Consider the following 10,259-nt stretch of genomic DNA (forward strand, 5'->3'; position numbering starts at 1 on the left):
GCCCGCAGCTGGCGCCCCACCGACCCCGACCCCGACGTACCAGCCGGGAAAGGCGGCAAGGACAACTCCCCCACCCGAAAGAGGAACCATGGCCTCGACACGACACGCGGCCCTCCTCCTCGTCCCTCTCCTCGGCCCGGGCGTGCTCGCGAGCGCCTGCGGCAGTCCGGCATCCGACGGCGGCGACGCCGCCGCCGCCGAGCGCAAGACGTCGGCCACGCGCTCCGACTCTCCCTCCCCCACCACGAACCCGAAGCGGACGGCCGCCGACCCCGCATCCGACCGGGCCCTCCTCGACGCCGCGCGATCCGGTGACGCCGACGCGGTGCGCAGTGCCATCAAGCGGGGTGCCGACCTGGAGACCCGTGACAGCAGCCGCCGCGCGCCGCTCCTCCTGGCGGCCACCGGCGATCATGTGGAGGCCGCCCGGCTGCTCGTCGAGGCCGGGGCCGACCCTGACGCCTTGGACCAGCAGCACGACACTCCGTGGCTGGTGACCGGCGTGACCGGCAGCGCGGCCATGGCGCGCACGCTGGCGGCGGCCGACCCCGACTACACCATCCTCAGGTGAGCCGTGCGATGCGTGCTGTATATCTGCTGCTCAGGGGGATCGTAGGCGCCCTGTCCCACCCGACAGGACGGGGCACAGGATGTCGGGTCCGGCGGGGTGCGGCCTTCCTAATGTGAGGGACGTAAAGGGAAGGAGCCCGAGGTGCTTGAGCGGCTGAACGAGGCCCTGGATCGCATCGAGTCGCATCTCGATCAGCGGATCGAGGTGACCGAGCTGGCGCGGATCGCGATGACGTCGGAGTACCACTTCCGCCGGATGTTCTCCGCACTGGCGGGGATCCCGCTGTCGGAGTACATCCGGCGCAGGCGGCTGACCGTCGCGGGCGCCGAGGTGCTCGCCGGGGAGCGGACGCTGCTGGACATCGCGGTGCGCTACGGCTACGGCTCGGGGGAAGCGTTCGCGCGTGCGTTCCGCGCCGTACACGGTGTGGGGCCGGGCGAGGCACGGCGGGACGGTGCCGCTCTGCACGCCCAGCCTCGGATCTCCTTCCGTCTCATCGTCGAAGGGAGTAGCAGCATGCGATACCGGGTCGTGGAGAAGGACCAGTTCCAGGTGGTCGGCAAGAAGGTCAGGGTCCCCCTGGTCCACGAGGGGATGAATCCGGGCATCGCCGACTTCATCCGCGGCATCGACGCCGAGACGCTGCAGCGGATCAGCGCGCTGTCCGACCAGCAGCCGGAGGGAGTCGTCGGGGTCAGCGACAACTTGGACCCGAGCCGGGCGGAGGGAACCGAACTCGACTACTACCACGGGGTGGTGACCGGGGCGGCCGCACCGGAGGACTTCGACGCGCTGACCGTCCAGGCGGGGACGTGGGCGGTCTTCGAGAACTCCGGCCCGTTCCCGCAGGCGCTCCAGTACCTGTGGCGGGACGTGTTCACGCAGTGGTTCCCGTCCAATCCGTACGAGAGCAGGCCGGGACCCGAGATCCTGCGGACCCGCCTTTCGCAGGACGCGGAACAGGCGGACGCGGAGCTGTGGGTCCCCGTGGCGCGCACGGCGACCTGACCTGACCTGACCTGGGGAGTGGGTCCCGGCTACGTCGGCCTCAGGTCGGCGTGCAGCGGGCTGTGGTCCGAGTACTGGGTGGGATGCACACCGTGCTCGAGCGGCTCGAAGCCTCGTAGGAAGATGTAGTCGAACTTGCTCTGCCAATCCGTGGTCGGCTCACAGATACCGGTGGCCGAGGGACCGCACTCGGGGTCCGCATCCGCGGCCAGGCCCCACATCCCGGTGAGTTCGGCGGCATCCGGCACCGCGTTGAAATCACCGAGAACGATGGCGCGGTCGTGCCGGGCCACCTCCGCAGCGAGTACGCCGGTCTGTTCGGCTCGGATCGCTTCCTGGCGTCGTTGTGCCAGGTGAGTGTTGAAGACCCGGACAGGCCGGCCGTCCACGAGGGTGGTGACGGCCATGTACCCGCGGTCCTCGGATCCGCCGTCGGGGTACTCCACGTTCACACGGTCTGTCATCGGCGCCGCCGAGAGCACCGCCTGCCCAAAGCCCCCCGGGTTCCACGGCACTCCACCGCAACGGCTCCAACTGCGCAGAACCGACCCGTATTCGACGTGGTAGACGAGCCCGTACAGGTACTGCAGATGATCCCGGATCCTCTCGACGTCACGCACGCACGTTTCTTGCAGGCCGACTACCTGGGGCGCGTACGTGGCGATGTCCGCCGCCCGGCCGATGTCGTGCCCGCTTCCGTTGCAGGGATTGCAGATGTTCCACGTCATGACCCGGTTCGGCACGACCTCTTTGGGGGCGCCGATCGGCAGTGGCCTGGCGATGCGGACACCGTCTGGCGCGCTGGGTCCGAGGAGCGCCATGCAGGCCACGATCACAGCGCCCGCGAGCCACCGCGCGCCGGTTCCGGTCACCATCGCCTCCTCAAAGCGGAGCCACATGGCATCACATGAGGCTTCCCGCATGAGGTTATGGGACGGGTTGACCGAGACGCATGGCATCCAGGTGTGCGGGCGAGGTAGAAACCGTGCCATGGAGGCACGGTGACGATCACGGCGTGAATCTCAGCAAGCTGCACGCGCCGGCGAAGCGGCTGAAGACGCAGCGGCGACCCCGGCCGGGACGCCCTTTCCGGCGGCCCCGGCACGAACATCGTCCACCAGGACTGACGCTTCACAGAACTTACGGCGCTCCGGGGTCCGCTGCGACGGCTTTGACCCAGTCGTCCACGGCGACGACGTCCGCCCATTGCGGGAACAGCTTCTCGGTGAGGAACTTGTGCGCCTCGGGGTCGGTGTCGAGGCAGGCGTCCGGCAGGACGGTGAGGCCGAAGTCCAGGTCATTGGCCTGGCACAGGGTGTACAACACCACGGCGCTGGTGGCGATGCCGGTGAGCACGAGGCTGTCGATGCCGCGCGTCCTGAGCACCAGGTCCAGGTCGCTCCCCGAGAACGCGCTGCCCCGCCGCTTGGTGACCACGATGTCGCCAGGTCGGGGCGCGACGTCGTCGTGGATCTCGGTGCCGGGGTCGCCCTCGGTGAACAGACCGGCGCGCACGGCGGAGGTGACCGCCCGGTTGTGCGGGCTGACATCGGGGTTGCCCGGCCGTAACGCGATGACCACGTAGATCACGGGCATGTCCGCCGCGCGGGCGCCGTCGATCGCCCGGCGCAGGCGGGTCAGATATCCGGAGCCGTCGTCGGCGATGGCGACGATGTCCCGTTGGACGTCCATCACCAGGAGAGCGCTGTTCGGCATGCTTGTCGTCCCTTCTTCCTCCACCGGGATTTCCTTCACCGGTATTCCCTCAACGGAACTCCGCTCACGAGGAGTTCCTTCACCGGGAGTTCCGTCACCGGGGAGGGATTCGGGACTCGACCAGTCAGGCGGCGCCGGTCCGCGCCACGTAGTAGGCGTTCAGCGGGTCGCCCTCGATCGACCGGATCTGTACGTCGGTGAAGCCGGCCTCCTCCAGCATCCGGCGTGCGGTCTGCTCGCCCCACATGGTGCCGAGTCCCGCACCGCCCGTGCTCAGCGACGTGGTCATGCAGTAGTAGACCGAGAAGCCGAAGAGGGCGGGCCCGAAGGGGTGGTCGAGGTTCTCCTCCAGGTTGCTGGACGCGGCGATGTCGCACATCAGGAACGTGCCGCCGCCGCGGAGGGACGCGGCGACGGCGTTCAGGGTCTCCTGTGGGCGGGCCAGGTCGTGGATGACGTCGAAGGCGGTCACCAGGTCGTACCGCCCCGTGATCTGCGTCGAGTCGCCGACCGTGTAGTGGACGTTGTCCAGGGAGAGGCGTTCGGCCTCATCGCGGGCGGCCATGATGCCGTCCTCGGACTGGTCGAGGCCGTGGAAGAGGCTGCGCGGGAACGCCTTGGCCAGGACGAGCGGGGCATGCCCCTGGCCGGTGCCCACGTCCAACGCGTCGATGCCGTCGCGCAGTTGCTCGGTGAGGCCGGGGACCAGCGGGATGATCGTGTCGACGAGGGCCGCGTCGTACACGCGGGCCGTCTCCTGCGCCTGGAGTTCCTGGAAGCGGGGGTAGGCCGAGTACGGGACTCCGCCGCCCTCGCGGAAGGCGGCGATGACCTTCTGTTCGACCTCGCCCATCAGCGCGACGTAGGGCGTCATGCCGGCGAGGTTGTCGGGACCGGCGGCAGTGGTGAGCGAGGCGGCGTGCTCGGGCGGCAGCACATACGTCGCGCCGTCCGGCTCGTACTCGACGACACCGCCGAGGACCATGCCGCCGAGCCACTCGCGTACGTAGCGTTCGTCGAGCCGCGCCGCCTTGGCGATGTCGCCACTGCTGGAGGGCGGCAGCGTACTCATCGCGTCGAACAGGCCGGTCTGGTGGCCTGCGCTCACGAGGAGGGCCAGCACCCCTTTGTTGAGCACGTCGACCATGAGGCCGGCGAATTCTTCCTGCCGCGCGGGGTCCAGCGTCATGGTCACTCCTCAGAACGGCATGACCTTTGCGCCCCTTCTCTTACGTTACGCCCCTTCACGGAGGGAGCTCGGCCCTTATGCGGCCAGGCGTTCGGCCAGCAGGAACGCGCCGATCAGGATCATGGCGACGCCCGATGCACGCGTGACGGCCCGGGCCGCGGCAGGGCGGGCGCGCAGGACGGTGCGGGCCAGGACGCCCACGCCGAGGTAGACCACCGCGCAGCTGACGGTGTGCACCATGCCGAGCGCGCCGAGTTGGGCGGCCAGCGGCCAGTCGGCGGCAGGGGTGGTGAACTGCGGGAGTATCGCGAGGAAGAGGAGCAGGGCCTTGGGGTTCAGGCCGCTGATGCCCGCCCCTTTGAGGATCCCGGCAGCCCGGGACGCACCGCCGGTGGCGCCCTGTGAGACCCCCGAGGCGTCCGCCGCCTCGCCGGGTGTGCCGGGCCGGGCCAGGGCCGAGGCGCCCAGCCAGATCAGGTACACGGAGCCCGTCACGGTCAGCGCCGTGAGCACGCCGGGGCTGTTCGCCACCGCGGCGGCCACGCCCCCGGCGACCACGGCGGTCAGGGCGACATAGCCGAGCACCAGACCGCTCACGGCCGGCACCACCGAGCCTCCGCGCAGACCTGCCGTGATGGCGTAGGCCCAGTCCGCGCCCGGAACCAGGATGAGGAGGACGGACACCGCCCAGAAGGCGGTGATGGTGCTGATGGCCACGGAACACTTCTCCTTTGAATTGCGATGCACGGAGAAGATTAGTTCCGATTTGACCAAAGATGTTTCTAAATATCATTGATAGAGCGGTGCGCCATGGGAGAATCTTCCCCATGGATGATGTGGATCGGAAGATTCTTGCCGAGCTCCAGGACGACGGCCGCCTTACCGTCACCGAGCTCGCCGCCCGCGTACGGCTCAGCCTCTCGCCCTGCCACCGCAGGCTGCGCGAACTGGAGCGCAGCGGCGCCATCCGCGGCTACCGCGCGATCCTCGACACCCAGGAGGTGGGGCTCACGTTCGAGGCGCTCGTCTTCGTCACCATGCGCCAGGAGGACCGGGACACCGTCGCCGATTTCGAGGCGGCCGTCGCGGACATCCCGTACGTGCTGCAGGCCCAGCGGCTCTTCGGCGACCCCGACTATCTGCTGCGCATCGTCAGCACCGACCTGCCCGCCTTCCAGCGGCTGTACGACGAGAAGCTGGCCACGCTTCCCGGTGTGATGCGGCTCAGCTCCACGCTCGTCATGAAACACGTGGTGGAAGAGCGCCCGCTGCCGCTGTGACCCCGCGCAGCCACGTGTCGAGGGTGGTGAAGTCCGCGTCGGTGAGGCCGCGTCGGGCATCGACACGATGCAGCAGGGCCGGGTGCGGGTGGTGCGAGTCCACCCATGCGCGGTCGGCGTACGTGATCTCGTCGTCCACCCAGGCGAAAGGACGGCCCGCGGCCCGGTCGACCAGGGGCCGGGTCTTCCAGTGGAGTCCGCCCGTCGCATCGTCGTCGGACGGCTCCGGCCAGCTCACCACGGGGAGTTCCGGCAGGCCGAGCCAGGGTGCGATGCAGTCGTTGGCGTCGGACATCCACGTCGTGGCCCACACCAGTTCGCAGGGCAGCGCCCGCAGGCGACGGCCGTGCGCCGGATCGATCCTGGTGATCAGCGGGTTCGCGTCGGCCACCGCCGGCGCGAATCGGCTGTCGTATGTCGGATATCCGTCCGGAAGGTCGTGATGGCTCGCCCCGAAGGGAATGAGCGGGCCGTCGGCATCGAGGAAGAGGAGGGGCAGCGTGGAACCGGTCACGCCTGCACGGTAGCGATGACTCAGTGGAACTCGTGGACCAACTGGATCTCGCCGACGATATGCGCGTTGAAGTCGTCGAGCTCTTCGGCCGGCACCCACAGTTCGAGGATCGTGCGGCCGCCTGCCTGCTGGACGGGGTAACGGCTGACGAAGTCCGTGTCGACCTCGAAGCGGGTGACGAAGCCGGCTCCGTCGTGCTTCACGTTCCAGTCCCGGGCGATGCTGATCGCGTAGTCCTCGTTGAGGACCGGGTAGAAGATCGGCTGCTCGGGCAGCCGGGGCGGCCAGGCGCGCCAGTTGAGCTCGCGGACCAGGTCCAGCTCCTTGGGGCCCGTCGGGCGCCACAGGGTGGCCGTTGCTTGCCGGCTGATCATGAAGGGGAAGATACCGGGTCGGCGGGGATGGCGGCCACGTCGTTTCGAACTCCTCTATCACGGCGTCATGTTCGAAGGTCGAGATCGGGACGAAGTTCGTTCGCGGGCGGCTCCTGGGCGGACTGTTCCAGTTGTCCGGCGTTCGCGCTCCGCAGGGGTGACTAGCATGGCGCGCAGTGGAGTCCGGAAGATCACCGTCCTCTTGGTGGTCTCCTCCGGGCCCGTGGCCGACGCTCGGCGGTCGGCTCGTTGTCTTCCTGCACCCAAGGACCGAGGGACCGCTGAATGCCAGTGCCTGCTCCTCCCCGCCCGCGCCACATAGCGAAGGCCGGGCGCCCCGCGCCGGCCGTTCCCCTTGCCGTGCTGGTCGTCGCCGGTGCGGCCGGTGCCGTCGCGGGCCTCTCGGCACCGGAGGCCGCCCGTGACTGGACGGTGGCCACGGTCGTCGTCGCCTGGCTCTGTCTGGCCATAGCTGTCGTGGTCGGCACGTCGGCCGTGCGGCGGGTTCGACGGTCCGCCGCGGCGGAGCACGCCGACGCCGGTTCCCTCAAGGCCCAGTTGGCGCGGCAGGGGGCCGAGTCCGCGCATCTGGCGAATGTCACGCTCCCGACCGTGGTGAAGCGGCTGCGCGACGGGGCCGGTGCGAGCGAGACCCTGGCGCAGACGGCGCCGCCGTCGGATCCGCAACTCCGCCAGGTCATGCAGGCGTTCGCGTCCGTGGTGGAGGAGTCGGTGCGGAGCGCCGCCACCGCCGAGTCCGAGCGCGACAGCGCGCAGAGGCAACTGGCGCAGGCCGCACAGGAGTTGGAGCAGCTGACAGCGGCGACGCTGCCGGCCGCGATCGGACAGCTGCGCGAGGGGGCCTCCGCGGACACCGTCCTTGCCGGGCTCGAGTGGCCGCGCAACCCCTTGCTGCGGGTCCCCGCCGAATCCCTCGTACGCGAACTCGCGCACAGCGAGCGACGGGCCGCGGCCGCGCAGGCCGCTTCCGCCAAGGCGCTGAGCCGGGTGCAGGCGAAGTCCGTGAGCATGCTCGCCGATCTGCGGGACATGCAGGAGCGGCACGGCGCCGACGTCTTCGGCGATCTGCTGCGGCTCGACCACAGCACGTCCCAACTCGGCCTGATCACCGACCGGTTGGCCCTGCTGATGGGCGGCCGCTCCAGCCGGGCGTGGAACAAGCCGATCGTCATGGAAAGCATCCTGCGGGGTGCGGTCGGCCGGATCTCCGCGTATCAGCGGGTGCGGCTGCACTGCTCGACGAACGTGGCGATCGCCGGTTTCGCCGCCGAGGGCGTCATGCACCTGCTCGCCGAGCTCATGGACAACGCGGCGAACTTCTCCCCGCCCATCGACGAGGTGCATGTCTACGTCGAGGAGCGCAGCGCCGGGATCGTCGTGACCATCGAGGACAGCGGTCTGAAGATGGCCGACGCGGCGATGCGCCGGGCCGAGGAGTCGGTCTCGGGGCGGGTCACGGACCTCGCGTCGCTGCAGGGCACCCGCCTCGGTCTCGCCGTCGTAGGGCGGCTCGCCGCCAAGTACGCGATGAGCGTCAACTACCGCCCGTCCTCGCGCGGCGGCACGGGCGTGGTCGTCCTGCTGCCGCCGCAACTGGTTGCCCAGCAGCGCGATCCCGCGCCGCAGCAGCCGGTGCGCCGGGCGGCCGAGCCGACGCCCGCGCCGGTTCCGGAGACGTCCGCGCCGGTCGCCACGGAGATCCCCGCAGCCCCTGAGACACCCGAGCCGCCCGAGCCGCCCGTGGCGCCCGTGGCTCCCACGGCTCCCACGGCTCCCGAGGAGATCCCGGCCCAGCAAGCACGTCCCGCCGACGCCACCCCGAACGGCCTGCCCGTGCGCGCCCCCGGCCGCACCATGGCCGAGGCCGACCGGGAGCGGCAGCAGCGCAGAGCCGCTTCCGATGCCGCGTCCGGCAGCGGGGTCCCCGCCGGTGAGACGGGGCAGCCGCGCGACGCCGGTTCCCGTTTCGGTGCCTTCCACCGCGCGCGGCGGGCCTCGGGCGATGCGCCCGGATCCCCCGAGGCGCCCGGCACCGATGCCGGATCCGGGCCACCGCCCGCCCCGTAGAGCCGAAGCCTCCCGTACGGCGCCCGGGCTCTGGCGCCCCCTTCCCCCGCTCGACATCGTGAGATTGGAGGCACGGGCCGGTGACCGGACCTACCCGGCGCATCTCGCCCCACCCACCATGCAGACCACTGACAACAGCCTGACCTGGCTCCTGCAGAACCTTCTGAAGCGCACCCCTGGCACGCGGCACGCCCTGGTGCTCTCCCGGGACGGCCTGAAGCTGTGCTGGAGCGAGCATCTGACGCTGGACCAGGCCGACCAGCTGGCGGCGATCTGCTCCGGCATCCAGGCGCTTGCCCAGGGTGCTTCCGTGGAGTTCGGCGACGGGACCGGCGGCGTCCGGCACTCCATGACCGAGTTCCACGGCGGGCTGCTGTTCATCGTCGAGGCGGGCGAGGGGGCACACCTGGCGGTCGTGGCGGACGAGAACGCCGACCCCGGTGTGGTGGGCCATCAGATGACCGAGCTGGTCGAGCAGATCGGGGAGCATCTGCGCGCCGAGCCGCGTGCCCAGGACGAGGGCGGCGACTCCTCGTGACGCCCCGCAGGCCCGTGGACATCGGTGATCCGGACCGGCTCTACACGGTCACCGGTGGCCGCAGCCGCGCCGACGACGACTCGTTCGACCTGGTCACGCTGGTGGTGAGCGAGTGCGAGCCGGTCGCGGGGATGCAGTCGGAGCACGTACGCATCCTCGAGCTGTGCCGGCATCCGACGGCCGTGGTGGAGATCGCGGCGGAGATGCGGCTGCCGATCACCGTGGTGCGGATCCTGCTGGGTGACCTGCTCGCCACGGGCCGGATCACCGCCCGTCATCCCCGCGCGGCCGGTTCGGTCGCCGCCATCCCCGATTCCGCCCTTCTCAAGGAGGTGCTCCATGGGCTCCGCAACATCTGAGCTGCCCTCCCGTACGCCCCTGTCCGACACTGCCGAGACCGGCCTGAAGATCGTCGTGGTGGGCGGATTCGGTGTCGGCAAGACCACGCTGGTGCGGTCGGTCAGCGAGATCCGGCCGCTGAACACCGAAGAGGTGATGACGCAGGCCGGTGTCGGTGTCGACGAGACGGCCGACGTGGCCGCCAAGACCACGACCACGGTGGCGTTCGACTTCGGGCGGATCAGCCTCAACGAGCGTGTCGTGCTCTATCTGTTCGGGGCACCCGGGCAGGAGCGCTTCTGGTTCCTGTGGGACCGGCTCTTCTCGGGCACGCTCGGCGCTGTCGTCCTGGTCGACACCCGGCGCATGGACGAGTCCTGGTACGCGATCGACCGGCTCGAGCACCACAAGACGCCGTTCGTGGTGGCGGTCAACCGGTTCGACGACGACACCTCCGCGCATTCCCTGGCGGAGATCCGGCAGGCCCTCGCGCTGCCGGACCATGTGCCGCTGATCGACTGCGACGCGCGGGTGCGGGCGTCGGGCAAGGACGTCCTGATCACCCTCGTGGACCACCTCTACGAACTGGCCATGGCCCAGGAGATGACACCGTGACCGAGCCGACCGGACCCGCCCCCGAGC

General features: G+C 70.1%; 12 protein-coding genes and 1 pseudogene. 7 read left to right on the plus strand and 6 right to left on the minus strand.

The features are described 5' to 3' along the window. Positions 1-289: 289 nt before the first annotated feature. Positions 290-562, plus strand: a pseudogene (locus E2651_RS35990) (ankyrin repeat domain-containing protein); the annotation flags it as partial. A 150-nt stretch (positions 563-712) separates the two neighbouring features. Beyond that, positions 713-1,579: an AraC family transcriptional regulator gene (locus E2651_RS35995; protein WP_135335467.1), complete on the plus strand. Its 867-nt coding sequence runs from the start codon at positions 713-715 to the stop codon at positions 1,577-1,579. Between the two features lie 29 nt (positions 1,580-1,608). Here E2651_RS35995 and E2651_RS36000 read toward each other — a convergent pair whose 3' ends face one another. The 4 genes from E2651_RS36000 to E2651_RS36020 all read right to left on the minus strand — a co-directional run bounded on the left by E2651_RS36000 (position 1,609) and on the right by E2651_RS36020 (position 5,201). Further along, positions 1,609-2,454 carry an endonuclease/exonuclease/phosphatase family protein gene (locus tag E2651_RS36000; RefSeq protein WP_245239442.1) on the minus strand — a complete coding sequence of 282 codons (846 nt, stop codon included), beginning with the start codon at positions 2,452-2,454 and terminating at the stop codon, positions 1,609-1,611. A 265-nt stretch (positions 2,455-2,719) separates the two neighbouring features. Continuing rightward, on the minus strand, positions 2,720-3,295 hold the full coding sequence (locus E2651_RS36010; RefSeq protein ID WP_135335469.1) for a cysteine hydrolase: 576 nt from the start codon (positions 3,293-3,295) through the stop codon (positions 2,720-2,722). Between the two features lie 124 nt (positions 3,296-3,419). After that, entirely contained in the window at positions 3,420-4,484 is a 1,065-nt protein-coding gene (locus E2651_RS36015) for a class I SAM-dependent methyltransferase (protein ID WP_135335470.1), read from the minus strand. A 75-nt stretch (positions 4,485-4,559) separates the two neighbouring features. Then, positions 4,560-5,201, minus strand: a complete 642-nt coding sequence (locus E2651_RS36020) for a LysE family transporter (protein WP_209446330.1) — start codon at positions 5,199-5,201, stop codon at positions 4,560-4,562. Positions 5,202-5,311: 110 nt separating this feature from the next. Here E2651_RS36020 and E2651_RS36025 point away from each other — a divergent pair, with 110 nt between their 5' ends. After that, a complete protein-coding gene (locus E2651_RS36025) occupies positions 5,312-5,764 on the plus strand; it encodes an Lrp/AsnC family transcriptional regulator (protein WP_135335471.1) in 453 nt (150 codons plus the stop codon). On the opposite strand, the gene E2651_RS36030 is transcribed toward E2651_RS36025, so the two are convergent. Both E2651_RS36030 and E2651_RS36035 read right to left on the minus strand, forming a co-directional pair. Continuing rightward, positions 5,724-6,278, minus strand: coding sequence for an HAD domain-containing protein (locus tag E2651_RS36030; RefSeq protein WP_135335472.1), 555 nt, complete (start codon positions 6,276-6,278; stop codon positions 5,724-5,726). The two genes, E2651_RS36025 and E2651_RS36030, sit on opposite strands and share 41 nt — an antisense overlap. 20 nt (positions 6,279-6,298) lie before the next feature. Next, positions 6,299-6,652, minus strand: coding sequence for a hypothetical protein (locus E2651_RS36035; protein ID WP_135335473.1), 354 nt, complete (start codon positions 6,650-6,652; stop codon positions 6,299-6,301). A 285-nt stretch (positions 6,653-6,937) separates the two neighbouring features. On the opposite strand from E2651_RS36035, the gene E2651_RS36040 reads away from it, so the two are divergent. The 4 genes from E2651_RS36040 (at position 6,938) to E2651_RS36055 (ending at position 10,232) form a co-directional block, all read left to right on the plus strand. Next, positions 6,938-8,740: an ATP-binding protein gene (locus E2651_RS36040; RefSeq protein ID WP_135335474.1), complete on the plus strand. Its 1,803-nt coding sequence runs from the start codon at positions 6,938-6,940 to the stop codon at positions 8,738-8,740. 118 nt (positions 8,741-8,858) lie between these two features. Further along, positions 8,859-9,278, plus strand: coding sequence for a roadblock/LC7 domain-containing protein (locus tag E2651_RS36045; RefSeq protein ID WP_135335475.1), 420 nt, complete (start codon positions 8,859-8,861; stop codon positions 9,276-9,278). After that, positions 9,275-9,637 carry a DUF742 domain-containing protein gene (locus E2651_RS36050; RefSeq protein ID WP_135335476.1) on the plus strand — a complete coding sequence of 121 codons (363 nt, stop codon included), beginning with the start codon at positions 9,275-9,277 and terminating at the stop codon, positions 9,635-9,637. The genes E2651_RS36045 and E2651_RS36050 overlap by 4 nt, the downstream gene beginning before the upstream one ends. Then, positions 9,618-10,232, plus strand: a complete 615-nt coding sequence (locus tag E2651_RS36055) for an ATP/GTP-binding protein (RefSeq protein ID WP_135335477.1) — start codon at positions 9,618-9,620, stop codon at positions 10,230-10,232. Before E2651_RS36050 ends, E2651_RS36055 begins: the two co-directional genes overlap by 20 nt. Positions 10,233-10,259 lie beyond the last annotated feature (27 nt).

This window comes from Streptomyces sp. MZ04 (genome assembly GCF_004684775.1).
In the GTDB taxonomy this organism is placed as follows: Bacteria; Actinomycetota; Actinomycetes; order Streptomycetales; family Streptomycetaceae; genus Streptomyces.

Excerpts from the sequence above, each read along its gene's own strand:
- E2651_RS36045 (WP_135335475.1), top strand. The coding sequence starts at position 8,859 with ATGCAGACCACTGACAACAGCCTGACCTGGCTCCTGCAGAACCTTCTG.
- E2651_RS36015 (WP_135335470.1), bottom strand. The coding sequence starts at position 4,484 with ATGACGCTGGACCCCGCGCGGCAGGAAGAATTCGCCGGCCTCATGGTC.
- E2651_RS36010 (WP_135335469.1), bottom strand. The coding sequence starts at position 3,295 with ATGCCGAACAGCGCTCTCCTGGTGATGGACGTCCAACGGGACATCGTC.
- E2651_RS36035 (WP_135335473.1), bottom strand. The coding sequence starts at position 6,652 with ATGATCAGCCGGCAAGCAACGGCCACCCTGTGGCGCCCGACGGGCCCC.
- E2651_RS36040 (WP_135335474.1), top strand. The coding sequence starts at position 6,938 with ATGCCAGTGCCTGCTCCTCCCCGCCCGCGCCACATAGCGAAGGCCGGG.
- E2651_RS36000 (WP_245239442.1), bottom strand. The coding sequence starts at position 2,454 with ATGGTGACCGGAACCGGCGCGCGGTGGCTCGCGGGCGCTGTGATCGTG.
- E2651_RS36025 (WP_135335471.1), top strand. The coding sequence starts at position 5,312 with ATGGATGATGTGGATCGGAAGATTCTTGCCGAGCTCCAGGACGACGGC.
- E2651_RS36055 (WP_135335477.1), top strand. The coding sequence starts at position 9,618 with ATGGGCTCCGCAACATCTGAGCTGCCCTCCCGTACGCCCCTGTCCGAC.